At 61.9% G+C, this 19,375-nt stretch carries 16 protein-coding genes and 1 tRNA gene; 10 read left to right on the top strand and 7 right to left on the bottom strand.

Annotated features, from left to right (window positions below):
* Window positions 1-6: 6 nt before the first annotated feature.
* Entirely contained in the window at window positions 7-762 is a 756-nt protein-coding gene (locus CORTU0001_RS02645; protein WP_005327183.1) for a succinate dehydrogenase cytochrome b subunit, read from the bottom strand.
* Between the two features lie 369 nt (window positions 763-1,131).
* Here CORTU0001_RS02645 and ramB point away from each other — a divergent pair, with 369 nt between their 5' ends.
* Together ramB and CORTU0001_RS12005 are read left to right on the top strand one after the other, a co-directional pair.
* Window positions 1,132-2,541, top strand: a complete 1,410-nt coding sequence (ramB, locus tag CORTU0001_RS02640) for an acetate metabolism transcriptional regulator RamB (RefSeq protein ID WP_034668019.1) — start codon at window positions 1,132-1,134, stop codon at window positions 2,539-2,541.
* Window positions 2,542-2,702: 161 nt separating this feature from the next.
* Window positions 2,703-2,825 carry a hypothetical protein gene (locus tag CORTU0001_RS12005; RefSeq protein WP_005327178.1) on the top strand — a complete coding sequence of 41 codons (123 nt, stop codon included), beginning with the start codon at window positions 2,703-2,705 and terminating at the stop codon, window positions 2,823-2,825.
* 42 nt (window positions 2,826-2,867) lie between these two features.
* Here the strand turns inward: CORTU0001_RS12005 and lpdA are convergent, their stop codons facing one another.
* The gene (lpdA, locus tag CORTU0001_RS02635; protein ID WP_005327177.1) at window positions 2,868-4,280 is read right to left on the bottom strand and encodes a dihydrolipoyl dehydrogenase; all 1,413 of its coding nucleotides are present in this window, start codon (window positions 4,278-4,280) and stop codon (window positions 2,868-2,870) included.
* A 527-nt stretch (window positions 4,281-4,807) separates the two neighbouring features.
* Here lpdA and CORTU0001_RS02630 point away from each other — a divergent pair.
* From CORTU0001_RS02630 to rfbA, 7 genes are all read left to right on the top strand, one after another.
* Complete coding sequence (locus CORTU0001_RS02630; RefSeq protein ID WP_005327175.1) at window positions 4,808-6,202, top strand: alpha/beta hydrolase; 1,395 nt, start codon at window positions 4,808-4,810, stop codon at window positions 6,200-6,202.
* 50 nt (window positions 6,203-6,252) lie between these two features.
* A complete protein-coding gene (locus tag CORTU0001_RS02625) occupies window positions 6,253-7,332 on the top strand; it encodes an alpha/beta hydrolase (protein WP_005327173.1) in 1,080 nt (359 codons plus the stop codon).
* 45 nt (window positions 7,333-7,377) lie between these two features.
* Window positions 7,378-8,703 (top strand): M1 family metallopeptidase, encoded by a 1,326-nt coding sequence (locus CORTU0001_RS02620; RefSeq protein ID WP_005323082.1) that lies wholly within the window; start codon window positions 7,378-7,380, stop codon window positions 8,701-8,703.
* A 141-nt stretch (window positions 8,704-8,844) separates the two neighbouring features.
* Window positions 8,845-10,323 (top strand): HNH endonuclease signature motif containing protein, encoded by a 1,479-nt coding sequence (locus CORTU0001_RS02615; RefSeq protein WP_005327171.1) that lies wholly within the window; start codon window positions 8,845-8,847, stop codon window positions 10,321-10,323.
* 55 nt (window positions 10,324-10,378) lie between these two features.
* On the top strand, window positions 10,379-11,383 hold the full coding sequence (rfbB, locus tag CORTU0001_RS02610; RefSeq protein ID WP_005327169.1) for a dTDP-glucose 4,6-dehydratase: 1,005 nt from the start codon (window positions 10,379-10,381) through the stop codon (window positions 11,381-11,383).
* A gap of 2 nt (window positions 11,384-11,385) precedes the next feature.
* Complete coding sequence (rfbD, locus tag CORTU0001_RS02605; RefSeq protein WP_005327168.1) at window positions 11,386-12,741, top strand: dTDP-4-dehydrorhamnose reductase; 1,356 nt, start codon at window positions 11,386-11,388, stop codon at window positions 12,739-12,741.
* On the top strand, window positions 12,742-13,590 hold the full coding sequence (gene rfbA, locus CORTU0001_RS02600; protein WP_005327166.1) for a glucose-1-phosphate thymidylyltransferase RfbA: 849 nt from the start codon (window positions 12,742-12,744) through the stop codon (window positions 13,588-13,590).
* A 3-nt stretch (window positions 13,591-13,593) separates the two neighbouring features.
* Here rfbA and CORTU0001_RS02595 read toward each other — a convergent pair whose 3' ends face one another.
* From CORTU0001_RS02595 to CORTU0001_RS02585, 3 genes are read right to left on the bottom strand one after another with little or no spacing between them, the layout of a single operon-like run.
* The gene (locus CORTU0001_RS02595) at window positions 13,594-14,208 is read right to left on the bottom strand and encodes an MBL fold metallo-hydrolase (protein WP_005327164.1); all 615 of its coding nucleotides are present in this window, start codon (window positions 14,206-14,208) and stop codon (window positions 13,594-13,596) included.
* The gene (locus CORTU0001_RS02590; RefSeq protein ID WP_005327163.1) at window positions 14,208-15,293 is read right to left on the bottom strand and encodes an S-(hydroxymethyl)mycothiol dehydrogenase; all 1,086 of its coding nucleotides are present in this window, start codon (window positions 15,291-15,293) and stop codon (window positions 14,208-14,210) included. Before CORTU0001_RS02590 ends, CORTU0001_RS02595 begins: the two co-directional genes overlap by 1 nt.
* A 52-nt stretch (window positions 15,294-15,345) precedes the next feature.
* Window positions 15,346-16,161: a GDSL-type esterase/lipase family protein gene (locus tag CORTU0001_RS02585; RefSeq protein WP_034668017.1), complete on the bottom strand. Its 816-nt coding sequence runs from the start codon at window positions 16,159-16,161 to the stop codon at window positions 15,346-15,348.
* Between the two features lie 151 nt (window positions 16,162-16,312).
* On the opposite strand from CORTU0001_RS02585, the gene CORTU0001_RS02580 reads away from it, so the two are divergent.
* Window positions 16,313-17,935 carry an AMP-binding protein gene (locus CORTU0001_RS02580; protein ID WP_005327159.1) on the top strand — a complete coding sequence of 541 codons (1,623 nt, stop codon included), beginning with the start codon at window positions 16,313-16,315 and terminating at the stop codon, window positions 17,933-17,935.
* A gap of 69 nt (window positions 17,936-18,004) precedes the next feature.
* Here the strand turns inward: CORTU0001_RS02580 and CORTU0001_RS02575 are convergent.
* Window positions 18,005-18,080, bottom strand: a tRNA-Thr gene (locus CORTU0001_RS02575).
* 76 nt (window positions 18,081-18,156) lie between these two features.
* Window positions 18,157-19,356: a DNA polymerase III subunit delta' gene (locus CORTU0001_RS02570; RefSeq protein WP_244262078.1), complete on the bottom strand. Its 1,200-nt coding sequence runs from the start codon at window positions 19,354-19,356 to the stop codon at window positions 18,157-18,159.
* Between the last annotated feature and the right edge of the window lie 19 nt (window positions 19,357-19,375).

The raw sequence follows: 19,375 nt of genomic DNA, 5'->3' as shown, positions 1-19,375 counted from the left end.
ACTCCTTTAGCTGACCAAGCCCAGGGCAACGGACAAAGGCATAACGATGTTGCCGATGCAAACAACGGCCGGGATGACGTACGCCAAGATCAGGAAGGTCTGACGCCACTTCGCACCGGTGATACCCAGGTCAGAGGCGGCAAGGCGAATGCCGTGGGTGAGGTGCAGGAACAGGAAGCACATGGCGATCACGTACACGATGGTGACCGGCCAGCGACTGAAGGTAGCAATCATGTTGGCCTTCACCGCACCCTCTGCGAAGTCACCTGGGGCGATGGGCTGTACACCCATAGTCAGGTCCAGCAGGTGGAAGATGATGAACAGCAGCAAAACCAGGCCGGAGACCAGCATGGTCTTGGTGGCGAAGGAATCTAGGCCACCCATAAGGTTGCTGCGGCTGAACTTGCCGCGGGATGCCTTGGAGCGGGCAGTCAAAGCGATCGCACCGTAGATGTGGGCAAGGATGGCAACCAGCAGGACGGCGCGGATGATCCACAATGCGCCCTCATGCGGGAACAACGGCTCGCCCATGGAGCGCAGGAATGCACCGTATTCATCTAGTGCTTCTTCGCCGCCGTTCGCCGGCAAGTACAACTTCAGGTTGCCGGCCATGTGGCCAACAACGAAGAGGGCGAAGAGCAGGCCAGTGACGGCCATGATGAGCTTCAGAACCCAGGAGGGCACTCCCGGCTTCTGGCGGATTGGTTCGTTAGTAATGTGGCCGTGAGTTACTGCCTCACGGTCCGGATTTCTTAAAGTCATGACACCTCCATTGTCGCCCTCACTTTAACTGGGCTTAACCGCTGGTTACTAGTCAATTCCTGCGGCGTTTCACCTAACGGTACGGCGGTACGGTTAAAGTCATAATTCTTTTAGGTAAGGGTTGCCTTAGAAGCCTTGGGGCAAAACGTCACTACCTTGGCTGCTCGGAATTCCGCAATATTGACGTTGCGTAAATTGTTTCCCACATGTGAACTTGGTCACCCAGTGTTACAGGAGTGATCCTCTCACCCCTTTATGTGTCAAACTTTCGCATGAAACCCACATGTAGCCCACAGGCGGGTGAACATTCTTCACAAGATCTTTGCGATTAAGGTGCACACCCGCAGGCCAGCCAGTAACCTTGCCGGCATGAGTAAGACGTATGTGGGATCTCGCCTTCGCCAGCTTCGCCGTGAGCGCGATCTCAGTCAGGCTTCCCTTGCTGCGACGCTGGGGCTCTCCGCCAGCTACGTCAATCAGATCGAGCACGACGTCCGGCCGCTCACCGTCCCGGTGCTCCTGCGCATCACGGAGGTCTTCGGCGTCGATGCCACCTTCTTCTCCCGTGATGACGACTCCCGCCTTCTTGCCGAGATCCAGGACGTCATCCAGGACAAGGAGCTCTGCCCCTCCCCTGTCGAGCTGCAGGAGCTCTCCGAGCTGGTCTATAACCACCCCACCGTGGCTCGCACGCTGGTAGACGTCCACCGTCGCTACCGAAATGTGCGCGATAAGCTCTCACTGGCCACCGATGCCCGCCGCACCACCGAGGCCACCCAGGCCCTATCCATGCCGCACGACGAGGTGCGCGACTTCTTCTACGCGCGCCAAAACTACTTGGACAACCTGGACCACCATGCAGAGCAGCTTGCCGACGCCCTCTCGGTCACCCACTTCGGCATCCGCGACACCGAACACGCCCTGGCCCAACGCCTGCGCGATCGGCACAACGTAGATATCCACATCACTTCCCAGATGGATGGCACGCTGCACAGCTTCGACCGCGAGACCGGCGAGTTCCGGCTCGCTTCGCGCCTGAGCGAAGGCCAGCGCGCCTTCCGCATGGCTGCGGAGCTGAGCTTCCTCGAAGCCGGGGAGGACATCGCTTCCCTAGTGGAGGAGGAGCCGTTCACCTCGGATGCTTCGCGCAACCTCGCGCAACGCGGCTTGGCCAGCTACTTCGCCGCCGCCACCGTGATGCCCTATGCACTGATGCATTCCGAAGCCGAGCGCTCCGGCTACGACGTGGAATACCTCTGCCAGGTCTTCGGCGTGGGCTATGAATCCGTGGCCTCTCGCCTGTCCACCCTGCAGCGCGATAACCTCCGCGGCATTCCTTTCACTTTTGTCCGCGTCGACCGCGCCGGAAACATGTCCAAGCGCCAATCCGCCACCGGCGTGCACTTTTCCAATAATGGCGGCACCTGCCCGCTGTGGAATGTCTACGAGACCTTCACCCAGCCCGGCATTATCTCCCGCCAGCTGGCCCAAATGCCCGATGGCCGCAACTACCTGTGGATTTCGCGCGCCGTCCAGCACCACCAGGGGCGCTTTGGCGATACCGATAAGCTCTTCGCCATCGGCCTAGGCTGCGAAGCCCGCCACGCCGACCGCACCGTCTACGCCGAAGGCCTTGATCTCACCGATCTCTCCACCGCCACCCCCATCGGCTCCGGCTGCCGCACGTGCCCGCGCGAGAACTGCGCGCAGCGCGCCTTCCCGCCCATTAATGAGGTCATCAACGTCGACGCCCACCGCTCCGCCGTGGCACCCTACTAGCGTCTTCGGCGCCAATCGACCTACTCGAAAACTACTCGAAAGCTACTCGAAAGAGTTCGTTACGAGTAAATAACGTTATGACCTGCCGGTTTGGCAGTACTCGAAAACTACTCGAAAGCTACTCGAAAAATTTTCGAGTAGCGGTGAGGGTTGCGCGCGTTATGCACACAAAGAGCATCGGCACCGCTGCTTCCCTCCTGCCCCGTGTGGGCGGAGGAGGATCAGCGGTGCCGATGCTGTTGCCGTTGTGGTGTGCCGAGGTCCTAGCCTCCCGCCGCCGCTAGGGCGGTGGTGGGAGAAAGGCCGACGTCGGCAAGCAGCCCTGCTTAGAGGTTAATCATGTGGCCGCCAATACCCTCGGCAGCTTCTTTCATGGCCTCAGAGAGGGTCGGGTGGGTGTGAACGTTGCGGCCGATTTCCTCAGCGGTGAGGTCGAAGCGCTGCGCCAGGGTCAGCTCTGGCAGCAGCTCGGAAACGTTGGAGCCCACCATGTGCCCGCCGATGAGCTCGCCGTACTCGCCGTCCGCGATGAGCTTGACAAAGCCCGCGGTCTCATTGAGGCCAGCAGCCTTGCCGTTAGCGGAGAACGGGAAGGTAGCGACCTTAATGTCGCGGTCCGCGAACTTCTCCTTTGCGGCCTCTTCGGTGTAGCCGAAGGAAGCGACCTGCGGGTTGCAGAAGGTAGCGCGCGGCATGTTCATGTAGTCGCCCAAAAGCTGGGTCTCCACGCCGGCGATGGTCTCTGCGGCGACAACGCCCTGGGCCTCAGCAACGTGGGCGAGCTGCAGCTTCGCGGTAACGTCACCGATGGCATAGATGTGGTCCACGTTGGTGCGCATAGTGTCATCGATGGCGATGGCGCCGCGCTCGGTGAGCTCAACGCCGGTGTTCTCCAGGCCGAAGCCCTCGGTGCGTGGGGCGAAGCCGATGGAGATCATGGCACGGTCCACGGTGAGGGTGTCCTGCTTGGAGCCGTCCTTAGACTCGACCTCAACGGTGACATTGTCGCCGTTGTCCTTGACGGAGGTGGTCTTGTAGCCGGTCAGCAGCTTAACGCCAAGCTTCTTGTACTCCTTGGCAATGGCCTTGGAGACGTCCTTGTCCTCGTTCGGCAGGACGCGGTCCATGAACTCCACGATGGTGACGTCCACGCCGTAGTTGGACAGAACATAAGCAAATTCCATGCCGATGGCGCCGGCGCCGACGATGACCATGGACTTCGGGGCCTCATCGTTGAGGATCTGCTCCTCGTAGGAGACGATGTTGCCGCCGAGCTCTACGCCCGGCAGGGACTTGACCACGGAGCCGGTAGCGATGATGCAGTCATCGAAGGTGACGGTCTTACCCTTGTCATCACCATCGGTGATTTCGATGGTCTTATCGTCCTTGAAGGAGCCAAGGCCGTTGATCTCGGTGATCTTGTTCTTCTTCATCAGGTAATGGACACCCTTGACGATGCCCGCGGAAACCTTGCGGGAACGCTTGTGGGCAACACCGAAGTCGAAGGAGACATCGCCGGAAATACCGAAGTCCTTGGCCTCATGGTTGAAGGTGTGGGCAACCTCAGCGTTCTTCAGCAGCGCCTTGGAAGGGATGCAGCCTACGTTGAGGCAGACACCGCCCCAGTACTGCTTCTCGATTACGGCAACTTTCTTACCAAGCTGAGCTGCACGGATGGCGGCCACGTAGCCGCCAGGGCCCGCGCCGAGTACTACTACGTCATAATGTTCATTAGTCACGCCCTTTAGGATACGTAACTTTCCCCTCCATGTCGCGCATTGGGTCACACTCTTGTGCCCGAGTACCCCACGCTTCGGGGGTAAAACGCACAAAGGCCCTGCACGGTGGCGTCGGCAAGCGCGCGACGCCCCCACGCAGGGCTATGGGCTCGGTGTTTTAGAACAGGCCGAGAGCCAGGGCAGCGTTGGAGGACATGGAGGAGCCCATGTGCAGGAACTGGCCCAGAACTTCATTGATGGACACGAGGATGGAATCGAAAACGTTCATTTTTCTTCTTTCTGTCTTTTGCCTAGAGCGAGGGATGGGCCCGCGGATGGGACCGCACTATTCACACGTTTAGAACTAACGGGAATTGTAGCGCCGCCGTTACATGAGCGCTGCGTTCAGAATTATGACACACAGACCACATGCATCACAGGCTTTGCTAAATTTAAGGAGTTATTTGAACACTGAGTCTTGCTAACACTCACGCTTTACGGAACGATACCTACTGAGAAGACTCTCTTAACTCGAGGAAGTTAAAAATATGCATACTTTGCGCTCTATCGGCTCCAGCGTCGCAGGCATCGCCATTGCGGCCGGAGTCCTCTCCGCCCCTATTGCCTCCGCCGTCGAGCCGGCCGAGATTCAGGGTGACGCCACCCTGTCCACCATCCGCGAGGTAAACCTCACTGACCCGGCAGATCCGGAAAATATCAACTACGCCATCACCACCGAAGGTAATAACCGCGTGGTGGATATTGCCGGGCTGAAGGACAAGGACAAGTGGAAGGGTTATGCCTTCGGCCACAAGAGCGGACAGGGCAAGCACTACGGCAACCACGTCAAGGTCATGACCGCAACGTCTGCCGCCATGGACGGCCGCGAGGTTCCGCTAGCGGTCATCACCCCGGACGGCGACTTTGATAAGCAGCGCCCCACCTTGTACCTGCTCAACGGCGCCGGCGGCGCCGAGCAGGGCATGGACTGGCTGACCGCCACTGCTAACCACGATATTGACCCTGAGGCCGAGGGCGTACAGGACATGGTGGATTTCTACACGTCCAAGGACGTCAACGTGGTCATCCCGCAGGCCGGCGCCTTCTCCTACTACACCGACTGGGTATCTTCCCCGAATAGCGGCTACCTCAAGGGCCCGCAGAAGTGGGAAACCTTCCTCACCAAGGAGCTACCGGGCGCACTGGAAGACCACATCGGCGGCAATGGCAAGCGCGCTATTGCCGGCATGTCCATGTCCGCGACCTCCTCCCTGCTGCTGGCGGAGCACAACCCGGGCTTCTACAACGCCGTGGGCTCCTTCTCTGGCTGCGCTGCCACCTCTCGCCCGCTGCCACGCCTGTACACCCAGCTGACCGTCAACCGCGGCGGTGGCTCGGCCGATCAGATGTGGGGCGCTATGGGCAGCGAGTACAACGTGTACAACGATGCCTTGGTGAACGCTAACCCGAATAACCTGGGCAAGTCCGAGACCTATGTTTCGGTCAACTCCGGCCTAGGCGGCGCCAATGACTGGGGTGTTCCGGGCTCTTCCACCCTCATCGTTGAGGGCGGCGTCATCGAGGCCGCGATGAACTCCTGCACCCATGACCTCAAGGCCAAGATGGACTCCCAGGGTATGAAGGCGGACTGGAATTTCCGCAATACCGGCACCCACTCCTGGCCGGGCTGGCGCAATGACCTCTTCACCTCCTGGGCAACCTTCGAGCGCGGCTTTGCTAAGGACGCCGCAGAAGCACCGGCCGAGCCGGAGGTAAAGCCCAACGAGCTTTCCATCGATGCGCCGCAGGCCGAGGAAGATGCGCAGGTGAAGGACGCCCCGAGCGCCGCTGACCAGTCCCCGGACAAGGACTTTGTCGAGGGCAAGGACGCAGAGGGTGCAGAGGCCGCTGGAGCCGCAGAGGCTGCCGGCGTCGCGGAATAAGTAGCGCAGAAGTATAATCAGCGAGTTCATAACTACAGGAAAGAAGCACTATGAAGCGTCTTAGCTCCATCCTGGCCGCCACCGCCGTGTGTGCAGGCTTGGCTTGCGCCCCGCTAGCGGGCGCCGCACAGCTCACCCCGCAGCAGGTAGCGGGCAACGCCGCCCAGTCCACCCTGGCCCCACTGGAGGTCACCCCGGAGTTGGAGCAGCTGACCTGGTACCAGAAGTACAAGGACGATCCCCGCGTCGAAAAGCTGCAGGCCACCTCCCCGGCCATGAACGGCCGCAAGATTCCGCTGGCTGTCATTCGCGCGAAGGATGAGAACCGCCCGACCATCTACCTGCTCAACGGTGCAGGCGGCGCGGAGCAGGACATGGACTGGCTGAAGCTTTCTGACGCCGTCGATTTCTACCACTCAAAGAACGTCAACGTGGTCATCCCACAAGCCGGTGCTTTCTCCTACTACACCGACTGGGTCTCCGAGCCGAACTCCAAGTACCTCAAGGGCCCGCAGAAGTGGGAAACCTTCCTTACCAAGGAACTGCCGGGCGCCATCGAGGGCCACATCAAGGCCGATAACCACCGCGCTATTGCGGGCATGTCCATGTCCGCAACCTCCTCCCTGCTGCTGGCGGAGCACAACCAGGGCTTCTACGACGCCGTCGGTTCCTACGCCGGCTGCGCAGCCACCGCTTACCCGGTAGAGCACAAGGCCGTTGAGCTTACCGTCAACCGCGGTGGCGCTACCGCGGAGCAGATGTGGGGCCCGTTCGGCTCCCCCACCAACCGCTATAACGATGCAATGATGAACCACGAGAAGCTGCGCGGCACGGAGCTGTACATCTCTTCCGGTTCTGGTTTGGCTGGCAAGGAGGATACCTTCTCCTATAACGTGGCTAAGGGCTACAACCCTGCCACCGCTGCTTTGGGCTCCGCTCAGCTGCAGGTGGAAGGCGGTGCCATCGAAGCTGGCGTAAACTACTGCACCCACAACTTCAAGGCCAAGCTGGACCAGGCTGGCATCCCGGCGACCTACAACTTCCGCAATACCGGCACCCACTCCTGGCCGCACTGGATTGCGGACCTCAAGGATTCTTGGCCGGTCTTCGAGCGCGCTTTCAATAAATAAGCTCGTTTCTTTCCACGGCTAAAAGGGCGGTAGGCTTGCAGCATTATGAAGTTGCTTCCTACCGCCCTTTCGCGTGCCCACACTGATCCTTATACCGGCGTGGATTTTAACCTCGGTTTCGAGGTTTCCCACTACACGCTGGATTTGACCTACCGCGTGGAGCCCAACCTGCTCCACGGCGAGGCTACTTTGGCCATCCGGGCCGATGAAGATTTGGCGTCCCTGACCCTGGATCTGGGCGGGGCGATGGTGGCCCGGCGCGTGACCGCAAAGGGTGCGCCGCGGGTGGCTAAATTCCGCCAGTCCTCCGGCAAGCTGCGCCTGCGTTTCGCAGAAGAGATTGCGGCCGGCACGGAGTTTGAGCTGGTGATTCGCTATGGCGGCAGCCCGCGGCCGATCCGCACCACCTGGGGCGAGATTGGCTGGGAAGAAACCGAGTCCGGTTCGCTGGTGGCCAGCCAACCCAATGGCGCGCCGAGCTGGTTCCCCTGCGACGATACGCCTTCTGCCAAGGCACTCTATGACATCATCGTTACGGCCGATGACCCCTTCATCGTGGTATCTAATGGTGACCTTGTCTCCCGCCGAGCGGGCGGTTCCACCACGCGCTGGCACTACCGCACCCGCGAGCCCATGGCCACCTATCTGGCGACGGTGCAGGTAGGAGAGTTCTCTACTTTTGATTTGGGCCCTTCCACGCGCGCTTGGGCGCCGGCCGCGCTGCGCGAGCGCGTGCTGAATGAGTTTGCCCAGCAGCAGGAAATGGTGGACTTCTTCTCCTCCCTCTATGGCCCGTATCCATTTGCGGATTACCAGGTGGTCATCACGGAAGATGAGCTGGAGATTCCCCTAGAGGCGCAAGGCCTGTCCATCTTTGGCTCCAACCACATCAAGGGCGACCACGCCTTCGAGCGCCTCATCGCTCATGAGCTTTCCCACCAGTGGTTTGGCAATTCCGTAGGACTGGGCGAGTGGAAGGATATCTGGCTCAACGAGGGTTTTGCCTGCTACAGCGAGTGGCTATGGGCTGAGCATAAGGGCGAGACCACCGCGCACGAGGCGGCGCGTTCCCATTACCACGTCTTGGGACGCAAGGCGCAGAATCTCACCGTTTCCGATCCGGGTGCGCGCGATATGTTCGATGACCGCGTATATAAGCGCGGGGCCTTGACCGTGCACGCCATCCACCGCTTGCTTGGCGACGCCTTCTTTACCGCCCTCCGCAGCTACCTCACCGAGCACCAACACTCGGTGGTAGAGCCCTCCATGCTGCTGGATGCCTTCCGCGCCGCCGCTCCTGACGCCGCGCTTTTCGACGCCACCGTAGACGTCTGGCTCAACCAGAAGGCCCTTCCTCCCTTCCCGAGTTAGTGGCTTTGGCCCCGTTTTGTGGGGTTTTGACTGCGTTTGTTTGGGGAATGTCTACTCTATTGACCAATCCCTTCTTTCCTGTTGACGGGGTGTTTTATCTGGGTAGGATAGAACATGTAAACGAAAAGGAAGGGAGGGATCATGCAGACCACCAAGCATGCGGAGATAGACTCCGCCATCGCACAGGTTGCCACTGGGCTCACCCAGCTCCGCAGCCTCATGCAGGATCCCTCCGATCTGTCTTTCGAGCTTCTTCATCCGCATTTCGAACACTTGGAGCGGGCGCTAGGCAATAAGTCCACCATCGACGCCGCCTTCGCTTTCATCGCGGAGCGGGATGACGCCGGCCGCCGCGTTGGTTCCTCCAAGGCCAAGGACTACCTGACCACGCGCCTAGGCCTTACCGATGCCGAGGCCGCCGCCCGCCTCCGCAATGGACGCAACCTCTTCGCACCCATCCCCGATCCGGAGCCGGCTCCCCCTGCGGACCCCGATGCCGACGAAGCCGCACGCGCCCAAGCCGAAGAGGAAGCTCGCCGCCGCGCCGACCGCGAGCGCCGCGAGGAAGAGAAGCGCCGCAAGAAGCTCTTTGAGGAAGAGCCTATCCCCGAGCGCATCCTTAACCTCATCGAGAATGAGCTACGTAGCCTCAGCAAGTACGCCATCCCCGGCCCAAGCGAACTGCGCAACCAGGCCCTCGAGCAGGCCAAGCGTCGTTCCTTCGATTCCCTGCGCGAGTGGCTACGCAAGGCCATCCGCAAAGCGAATAAGCACGCTCTCAACCCAGCCGGCGAGCCCGACCCACACGCCGCTACCCGCAAACGCCGCTTTAGCATCTCCCGCCAAGATGCTGACGGCGGAGTGCACATCTCCGGCTATCTCGATGCCTCCGCAGCTGCCATCCTCGCCAGCGCCTTCGCGCCCGCAAAGAATAAGGGCAGCGCGGACCTCAGTCCCGAGGACGATACCCGCACCTATGCCCAGCGCATGGCGGACCAACTAACCGCTGCCCTGTCGAGCTACCTTTCCGCCACCCAAAAGAACTCCGACGGACTCGGTTCCTTCTTCGTCGCCACCACCTTGGAGGAACTGGAGGCAATGGGCGGCGATACCCGCTTCGCCACCAGCACCGGCATCGAGCTCACCCCGCTCGACATTCTCCGCCTCGGCGGCGCGCGGCACGATTTCTTCTGTGCCGTGGACGACAAGGGCTTCCCCCTCGAGCTTGGCCGCACCAAGCGCACCGCGTCCCTCTGGCAAAAGCTCGCCCTAGCGGCCTCCGAACTCGTCTGCACGCACCCAGAGTGTCACCGTCCGTGGCAGGACTGCGATGTCCACCATCTCCAAGCCTGGTCTCACGGTGGCGCCACCGACCTCAAGAACCTCACTCTGTTGTGCCGCCGGCACCACGTGGACAATAACGATTACCGCGATGGCCGCAACGGAATGGGACACGCCGAACGAGACCCCGACACGGGCCGGGTAGGATACCGAGCCGCCCACGCCAACGGCTTATCGCCCACCGTGGAGGTCAACGACCACCCCGCCGCGGAACAAGCCCCGGCCCGCAGGCTCACGGATCCGCCCTCGCCACCTCCTTCACCACCGGGTGCGGCCTGACCGGGGCCCGCGGCCTGCCACAGCCGCGCGCCCGACTGCCCTACACTGGATAACCATGCAAACGATGCTCGTCACTGGCGGCGCCGGTTTTATCGGCGCCAATTTCGTGCGCCTAATATGCCAGGCGCGCCCCGATACCCGCGTTACGGTGCTCGATAAAATCACCTACGCCGGAAACCGCGCCAACCTCGCCGGCCTCGATATTGACCTCGTGGAAGGGGATATCGCCGATCCCGCCACCGTAGAACCGCTTGTCGCAGCTGCCGATGCAGTGGTTCATTTTGCCGCCGAGTCCCATAACGATAATTCTTTGCGCGACCCCTCGCCCTTCATCCACACGAACCTCGTAGGCACCTTCACCCTTCTGGAGGCCTGCCGGAAGCACGATACCCGCCTCCACCATGTCTCCACTGACGAGGTTTTCGGCGACCTGGAAATTGGGGCAGGCACCAATTTTACCGAGGATACTGCCTACGCTCCCTCCAGCCCTTACTCGGCCACCAAGGCGGGGTCTGACCACCTCGTGCGGGCATGGGTGCGTTCCTTCGGACTGCGCGCGACCATCTCGAACTGCTCCAATAATTACGGGCCTTACCAGCACATTGAGAAGTTCATCCCCCGCCAGATCACCAATATCCTCTCCGGACACACCCCCAAGCTCTACGGCACCGGCGAGCAGGTACGCGATTGGATCCACGTCGATGACCACAACGAAGCGGTGCTCGCCATCCTCGAGCGGGGCCGCATCGGCGAGACCTACAATATCGGCGCGGACCAGGAAGATATTAATAATAAGCAGGTCATTGAGCTGATCTGCGAAATCATGGGCCACACCCGGAATGGACGCGCACTCTATGAGCACGTGGCGGACCGCCCCGGCCACGACCAGCGTTATGCCATGGACGCCGCCAAGCTGCGTCGCGAGCTGGGATGGACCCCGCGGTTCACGGATATCCGCGCCGGTCTCGAAGACACCATCGCGTGGTATCGCGAGAACGAAGGCTGGTGGAAGCCCGAGAAAGAAAACGTGGAAGCCCGCTACAAGCAGCAAGGACAGTAGATATGCGTATTACCGAAACCGCCATCCCGGGGCTGCTCATCATCGACCTCGACGTGCACGGCGATAACCGCGGCTGGTTCAAGGAGAATTGGCAACGCGAAAAATTCACCGGTCTCGCGCCCGAGCTCGCGAGCTTCCAGCCGGTGCAGAACAATATCTCTTTCAACCACGCCGGTGCTACGCGCGGCCTGCACGCTGAGCCGTGGGACAAGCTCGTCTCGGTGGCGCAGGGCAGGATTTTCGGCGCATGGTGCGACTTGCGCGAGGGGTCGGAAAGCTTTGGCGAGGTCGTCACCCACGAGGTGGGGCCGGAGACTGCGGTGTTTGTCCCGCGGGGCGTCGCCAATGGCTTTCAGGCGCTGGAGGAAACCTCCTATTGCTACTTGGTGAATGAGCACTGGTCGGCCGAGGCTCGTTACGCCGCGGTGAACCTCAACATCGTCGACTGGCCGCTGGAGCCCACCGAGATTTCGGAGAAGGACACGCAGCACCCCGCTCTTGAAGACGTGAGCCCGATGCCCGCCCGGCGCATCCTCGTCACGGGCGCGAACGGGCAGCTGGGGCGGGCGCTGAAGCGCCTGCTTACCGACGCCGAATTCTGCTCCCACGCCGACTTCGACATCACCGACCCACCAGAACGGAATTGGAAGCAGTACTCCGCCATCATCAATTGCGCGGCGTATAACGACGTCAACGGCGCCGAAAACGACCGCGCCGCCGCCTGGGCCGTCAATGCGGAAGCGCCCGCACGGCTGGCGCGCATCGCCGCAGAAAACCAGATCACGCTGGTGCATGTGTCGAGCGACTATATCTTCGATGGGGCGAACGAGGTCCACACCGAGGAGGAGCTACCGTCGCCGCTCAGTGCATACGGGGCGTCGAAAGCCGCGGGCGATACCGCCGCGCAGACCGCGCCGCAGCACTACGTCATCCGCACTTCCTGGGTCTTTGGCGATGGCGAGAATTTCATGTCCACCATGCGCCGGCTGGCCACTCAGGGCGTGGAGCCGAAGGTCATCCATGACCAGCGCGGGCGACCCACGTTTGCCGAGGATCTTGCCAAGGGCATCGTCCACCTGCTCAATTCCGACGCGGACTACGGCGTGTATAACCTCTCTAACTCGGGCGATACCGTGGGCCGCGATGAGATTGCCATGGCCGTGTTCATCGGGCTCGGCCACGACCCGGCCGAGGTCACTCCGGTAAGCACCGAGCAGTACCGCGAGATCGCGGGCCCCGAGGCGCCGCGCCCTAAGGAGTCGACGCTTGCGCTAGATAAAATCGAGGCTACGGGCTTCAAGCCGCAGAATTGGCGCGCGGCCCTTGCCCTGTACCTGGCGCTGTACCCGGAGGATTAAATGAAAGGCATCATCCTGGCCGGCGGGTCCGGCACGCGGCTCTACCCGATTACCAAGGGCATCTCGAAGCAGCTCATGCCCATTTATGACAAGCCGATGATTTATTACCCGCTAACCACGCTCATTCAAGCGGGTATTCGGGAGATCCTCATCATTACCACCCCAGAGGATGCGGGGGCCTTCCAGCGGCTCTTTGGCGATGGATCGCAGCTTGGGCTGATGATCGATTACGCGGTCCAACCGCGGCCGGAGGGGCTCGCGCAGGCCTTCTTGATTGGCGAGGAGTTTATTGGAGACGACAGCGTCGCGCTGGTGCTCGGCGATAATATCTTCCACGGCTTCGGCGGCGAGCTCGCCCACTGCCAAGATCCGGAAGGCGGCATCATCTTCGCCTACGAGGTCTCGGATCCGCAGCGCTACGGTGTCGTGGAATTCGACACCGCAGGCCGTGCGCTCAGCATCGAGGAAAAGCCGGAAGTGCCGCGGTCGAACCACGCGGTGGTGGGCTTGTACTTTTATGACAACTCCGTCGTGGAGATAGCCAAGGGCATCGAACCCAGCGGCCGCGGTGAACTGGAGATCACGGCGGTAAACGAGGAGTACCTGCGCCGCGGCGAGCTCAATGTCCAGCGCCTGCACCGCGGCAGCGTGTGGCTCGATACGGGAACGGTGGACTCGATGAGCGAGGCCTCCGCCTACGTCGAGGTGATGCAAAAACGCACCGGCATCGTTATCGGCTCACCAGAAGTGGCCGCCTTCGACGCCGGCTTCATCGACCGCGCCCAGCTAGAAAAACTCGCCGAGCCGTTACTCAAGTCCGGCTACGGCGAGTACCTGAGGGCGTACTAGAGGCTAGTAGCCGCGCTCGATGTATTCGTCGATGCGCGCAGCCTCCACGCCCACCGTGGTGGCATCGCCATGCCCTGGCAGGACCTTGGTGTCCTCCGGCAGGGTGAAGACGACGTTCTTCAGCGACTCGATGATCACATCGAAGTCGGAGTACTTGCGGCCGGTGGCGCCGGGGCCGCCGTTGAAGAGCGTATCGCCCGACAGCAGCGTCTCGCCCACGTGCAGCACCACGCAGCCCGGCGAGTGGCCCGGGGTGTGGTAGACCGTGATCTTCTCGCCGCCAATATCGAACTGACCGCGGTCCGCCAATGGCGTGTATGGAGCATCGCCATTGGACTCCTGCCACAGCATGTCATCGTCCGGGTGCAGGTAGACCTCGGTATCGAAGCGCTTGGCGGCCTCGGGGGCGAGCTCGCAGTGGTCATTGTGCGCGTGGGTGAGCAAGATGCCTTCCACGCGACGATCGCCAACGAGCTCTGCTACCGCATCCAGATCGTGGGAGGGGTCCACCACGTACACGCTGGAGTCATCGCCCACGACGTAGACGTTATTGTCCACGTCCCACTCGCCGCCATCGAGGCGGAACTTGCCAGAAGTAACCGTGCTATCGATACGCATTAGAACTCCACCACCGAACGCAGAACCTTGCCGGACTTCATGGTGGTAAAGGCCTGCTCGACGTCGTCAAGCGCAATGCGCTCGGTGACAAACTTGTCCAGCGGGAAGTTGCCGGCCTTGGACAGCGCTACGTAAGCGGGGAAATCGCGCTCTGGGAGGCAATCGCCGTACCACGCGGGCTTGATGGAGCCGCCGCGGCCGTAGAGGTCGATGGCCGGAATGTCCACGTGGTCGGTGAGGTTCGGCACGCCCACCATGACCATGCGGCCGGCATGGTCGCGGGAGTAGAAGGCCTGGCGCCAGGTGGGCTGGATGCCCACAGCGTCGATAGAGACGTCGGTGCCGAAGCCGCCGGTGAGCTCGCGGACGGCGTCAATGACTTCTTGTTCCGAGAGATCCTTGGAGCAGATGGTGTCGGTCGCGCCGAACTCGCGGGCGGTCTCCAGCTTGGACTCGTCGATATCCACGGCAATGATCTTCGCCGCGCTCGCCAGCTTGGCGCCCGCAATGGCCGCCATGCCGACGCCGCCGCAGCCAAAGACAGCGACGGACTCGCCGAGCTGGATATCGCCGGTATTCACGGCCGCGCCGAGGCCCGCCATGATGCCGCAGCCCAGCAGGCCAGCGGCAGCCGGGTCGGTGTCTTCCACCTTGGTGCACTGGCCCTCGTGGACCAGGGTCTTCTCCGCGAAGGAACCGATGCCCAACGCAGGGGTGAGCTCGGTGCCATCCTCGAGGGTCATCTTCTTGGAGGCGTTGTGGGTATTAAAGCAGTACTTTGGCTCGCCCTTCTTGCAGGCGCGGCACTCGCCGCACACGGCGCGCCAGTTCAAAATGACGAAGTCGCCTTCCTCCACGTGGGTGACCGCAGAACCTACGGTTTCTACCACGCCTGCGGCCTCGTGGCCGAGCAGGAAGGGGAAGGCGTCTTCAATATCGCCATCGCGGTAGGCAAGGTCGGTGTGGCACACACCGCAGGCCTGGACGCGCACGATGACGTCATTAGGGCCGGGGTCGGGGACAACGATATTGACGGTTTCGACTTCCGCGCCCTTGGAGCGGGCAATAACAGCTTTTACAGTCATGCGCCCGAGCGTACCTATATTTTCAAAACCGGCGCATTATTGAAAACTCTTTTTAAGAGCGGGCAATGACGTTGGCCGCATGCTCGTGGCCGCGCTGGTTCATGTGGATGGGCAAGTTGCCGTCACCGCCAGTAAAGTCCACCAGACCAGCCCACATGCGCTGGTTCGCATCGGCACACATGCCGTTATTGCGGGTGGAAGGTTTCATATCCAAGAACTGCACGCCGGTGCGTGCCGCTAGGTCCACCTGCATCCACTGCGCCTTATTCTCAAAGTCCTGGATGCCCGGCAGGAAGGTGGAATCGGCCGGGCGCGGGCCGAAGTGGAATAGACAGTAATAAGGGCCGGTGCCGATGGTGGGGTATCCCACGATCTGGACGCGGGCGTTCGGGGCCGCGCGCTTAATGCGCTCGATCTGCGGGGCGGTGCGGTCCGCGAACTGCTTGCGAATCTGCGGCAGGTTCATATCGCGGTGGTTGTAAGTGTCATTAAAGCCAGTGGTGATAACCACGCGGTTGGTAGCCGGAGTCAGCGCGCCGCTGCGGATGGCCGCATCCACCTGCTGGGAAACCTGCGGACCGCGAGACATGGACACGGCACCGGAGCAAGAGAAGTCCCTCACCGGAAGGCGCAGCTTGGCGCCTGCACGCTTGGCGTAATTATTGGAGGTAGGGCAATCCATGCCCACACCCTTAGAGGGATCGAAACGGTGAGCAAAGTAGGAGCCGGCATCTGGATCCGCAAGGACGGAATCGCCGAAGGCTACTAGGTTGCGCTCCGCGGCGGTGGCCTGCGGCGCGACAGCCACGCCTACGACGGCCAGCGCGGAAGCAACCACGGAGAGGACTTTGAGCTGCAGAGATTTCATGAGATCCTTTTCTAGAAACACCAGTAACTTCAGGTAACTGTAGTCACTTCTGTAACATATTTCGAGTTGGCGGCAACACCGCCCGCCTCTCTCACGATATCGTCCATGGTTATCTTTTCGTTATCTTCGCTAATTTGGAGCTTTCCCGATCGTGAATTTTTCTGATTTCACATTCCACGCTGCAGCCCTCGGCCGGTTCGTGCCGGCGCTTCTTAACGCCGGACTCATCAGCCACCAAGGCGGCGCGAAGGCCCAGCTCAACCTGCTGCCGAACCTGGCCCGCTACCGCTTCACCACCGCGCGCGAGATCGAACAGGGCTACCTCGCCTGCCCGGAGCGCTTGGCGCTTATCGACGACGACGGCACCCTCACCTACCGCCAGCTGCGCACCCACACGCAGGGCTTCGCCCGCTACCTCCGCTCGCTGGACCTGCCCGAGATTCGCCTCGGCGTCATGGCGCGCAACGGCCGCGGCATCATCATTCCGCTCGGCGCCAAGGGCTATGTGGGCGCTTCTATTTACCTGCTCAACGTGGGCTCCTCCCCGGAGCAGCTGGCAGGCTGCATCGAGGAGAATGGCATCAATGTGCTCGTCGTGGATGATGAGTTCATCGACCGCGTGGACACCGATATCCCGGTCATCATCGCGCACGATACGGGCGCAAGCGATCTGCCGAAGCTGGACAAGATTGTAAAGAACCCACCGGCCGTGGAGCTGCCGCGCTTCCCCAAGCACGGCTCAATCGTGCTCATGTCCTCCGGCACCACCGGCATTCCGAAGGGCATTGTGCGGCCGGAGCCCACCCTGCCCGTGGTGCTGGCCTCTATCGTGGATACGATTCCGTGGCGCGCCGACCAGCGCCTGCAGCTCACCGCCTCCATTTTTCACACCTGGGGTTGGGCCTGCATCAATATCGCGCTGGGCCTGCGCAATACCATCGTCACCCGCCGCGTATTCGACGCGGAGCAGGTGCTTGACGACGTCCAGCGCTACCGCCTCGATGGCATGATTTCCTCCCCCATCTTCTTTAAGCGCTTGGTGGAGCGGGACCCAGCCGGTGAGTTCGATACCTCGAGCCTGAAATTCATCGCCTCGGCCGGCAATGCACTGACCCCGGAGGTGGTCAAGGAGACCAATGAGCGCTTCGGCGCCATCCTATGCAACGTGTACGGATCCACCGAGCTCGCGCTCGCGACGACCGCCACCATGGACCAGGTGGCCGCCAACCCCACCATCGCCGGACGCGTGGCCTCCGGCACGAAGCTGCGCATCCTCGATAAGGAAGGCCACCCGGTGCCGCGCGGCGAGGTGGGAGAGATCTACCTGAACAACTCCACCGCCATGACCGGATATACCAATCCCAACCTGCGCCTCAATAAGGTGGACGGGCTCATCTCCATCGGTGACTTGGGCTATATCGATGAGCATGACTTCCTACACGTGGTCGGCCGCGCCGATGACATGATCATCGTCGGCGGCGAAAACGTCCACCCGCAGTCCGTCACCGAGGTCCTCGAGGCCATGCCCGGCATCCACGAGGTTCATGCTGGCGGCGTAGAGGATAGCGAGACCTTCCAACGCATCGCCGTGTGGGCGGTGCCTACTGCCGACGCCGCCGGAAAGGCCCTCACCGCCGACGCCATCCGCGACTGGGTCCGCACCAAGCTCGCCGATCACTCCGTGCCGCGCGACGTGCACTTCCTGGCCAAGCTCCCGCGCAACGCCACTGGCAAGGTGGTCCCACGCCTGCTCAATAACCACGGCGAGGCTTAGCGCGCTACACCCACAACCCGCTGTCCCCGAAACCGCGAAAGGCCGCAGGCTATACACCTGCGGCCACTGTGGAGCCGCCTGCGAGAATCGAACTCGCGACCTTTTCATTACGAGTGAAATGCTCTACCGACTGAGCTAAGGCGGCGCGCTGCTCGGCATACGCCAGTGCAGCAAGAGAAAGTCTAACCTAGGGGTGCCACGGAATAGAAATCGGGCCCCACCTACAGGCACGCACGGCGCAGGCGGCCCACCAGCCCGTCAAAGGCAATCTGCGTGCCGACGTTTTGGGTCAGCTGCTCGCGGCACAACGTGATAGCCGCCTGGCAGTCCAGCAAGCCTTCCTCGCTCACGCGCTGCGCGATCTCACCAGAAAGACCGGCGAAGTCCGGGTGGGTCAAATCCACCTGCGCGCCCACCTTCTGCATGAGCGCATCGCGGTAGACGCCGGAGAGATCAACAAGCACGAGGTCCAGGTTATCGATCACGCGGCGCTTCGCCCGCTTTTTGTGCTGGTCCTGCAGATCCTTGATGGCGGAGCGGGCGTCGCGCTGCGCCTTAGCCGCGCCTTTGCCCTTCGCACCCACGCCGAGGGTCTGTTCCAGTTTCGCCAGCTCGGCCTCTTCCTGGTCTTTATGCGACTCCTTCGCCTCCGAGTCCACCATCTTCAGCAGCGAGGTCACCGCCTGGAAGCCCTGGGAGCCGTGGAAGACCTCCTCTGCCAGGTTGATGGCCACCGCGCGGCGTTTTTGCACCGCGGGATCGTTGACTAGGCGCCGCGCCCGGCCGACGTGACGGAGGGAGGTAAGGGCGGCCAAGTGGGCGTCGTGATCCGAGGCGCCCTCGCTGACCAACTGGGCGGTAATGCTCTCCACCGACGGGGAGGGAATGTACAGGTGCCGGCAGCGCGAGCGAAGGGTCTGAGAGAAGTCCTCGGGGGCGTCGGAAGGCGCGCACATGATAATTACGGTGCGCGCCGGCGGCTCCTCTACCGTCTTGAGTAGGGCATTCGCGCCGTTATTGTTGAGGCGGTCGGCGTTGTTGAAGATCACCACGCGCCAAGGGGCCACCGTGGGCAGGCTCGCGGCACGGCCGATGACCTCGCGCACCGTATCCACGGGAATGATGACCTCCTGCGGATCCACGAGGACCAGATCGGTGTGTTGTTTGGTCTCCAGCACCGCACGACAGGCCTCGCACCGGCCGCAGCCCGGTTCCTCTGCGTCCGTGCACATGAGCGCGGCCGCAAAATCGATGGCGGCCAAGGAACGGCCGGAGCCCGGCGGGCCGGTAAATAGCCAGGAATGGCTCATCGCCCGCGGGTCTGCCCCCGGCATCCCCCGAGCTGCCCGGGCGGCGCCCAGGATAGTGCGGGCCACACCTGGGGTATCTGCCAATCTTTGCGCAACGCTTCCGGTATTCACTCGCCCTAGCCTACTGGTC

The sequence above is a fragment of the Corynebacterium tuberculostearicum SK141 genome (genome assembly GCF_000175635.1).
GTDB classification, from domain to species: Bacteria; Actinomycetota; Actinomycetes; order Mycobacteriales; family Mycobacteriaceae; genus Corynebacterium; species Corynebacterium tuberculostearicum_C.
The sequence above is the reverse complement of the archived record's forward strand: the minus strand, read 5'-3'. Positions and strand labels throughout refer to the sequence as shown.

Coding starts and splice junctions, on each gene's coding strand:
- CORTU0001_RS02645 (WP_005327183.1), bottom strand. CDS start 762: ATGACTTTAAGAAATCCGGACCGTGAGGCAGTAACTCACGGCCACATT.
- ramB (WP_034668019.1), top strand. CDS start 1,132: ATGAGTAAGACGTATGTGGGATCTCGCCTTCGCCAGCTTCGCCGTGAG.
- CORTU0001_RS12005 (WP_005327178.1), top strand. CDS start 2,703: ATGCACACAAAGAGCATCGGCACCGCTGCTTCCCTCCTGCCCCGTGTG.
- CORTU0001_RS02630 (WP_005327175.1), top strand. CDS start 4,808: ATGCATACTTTGCGCTCTATCGGCTCCAGCGTCGCAGGCATCGCCATT.
- CORTU0001_RS02625 (WP_005327173.1), top strand. CDS start 6,253: ATGAAGCGTCTTAGCTCCATCCTGGCCGCCACCGCCGTGTGTGCAGGC.
- CORTU0001_RS02620 (WP_005323082.1), top strand. CDS start 7,378: ATGAAGTTGCTTCCTACCGCCCTTTCGCGTGCCCACACTGATCCTTAT.
- CORTU0001_RS02615 (WP_005327171.1), top strand. CDS start 8,845: ATGCAGACCACCAAGCATGCGGAGATAGACTCCGCCATCGCACAGGTT.
- rfbB (WP_005327169.1), top strand. CDS start 10,379: ATGCAAACGATGCTCGTCACTGGCGGCGCCGGTTTTATCGGCGCCAAT.
- rfbD (WP_005327168.1), top strand. CDS start 11,386: ATGCGTATTACCGAAACCGCCATCCCGGGGCTGCTCATCATCGACCTC.
- rfbA (WP_005327166.1), top strand. CDS start 12,742: ATGAAAGGCATCATCCTGGCCGGCGGGTCCGGCACGCGGCTCTACCCG.
- CORTU0001_RS02595 (WP_005327164.1), bottom strand. CDS start 14,208: ATGCGTATCGATAGCACGGTTACTTCTGGCAAGTTCCGCCTCGATGGC.
- CORTU0001_RS02590 (WP_005327163.1), bottom strand. CDS start 15,293: ATGACTGTAAAAGCTGTTATTGCCCGCTCCAAGGGCGCGGAAGTCGAA.
- CORTU0001_RS02585 (WP_034668017.1), bottom strand. CDS start 16,161: ATGAAATCTCTGCAGCTCAAAGTCCTCTCCGTGGTTGCTTCCGCGCTG.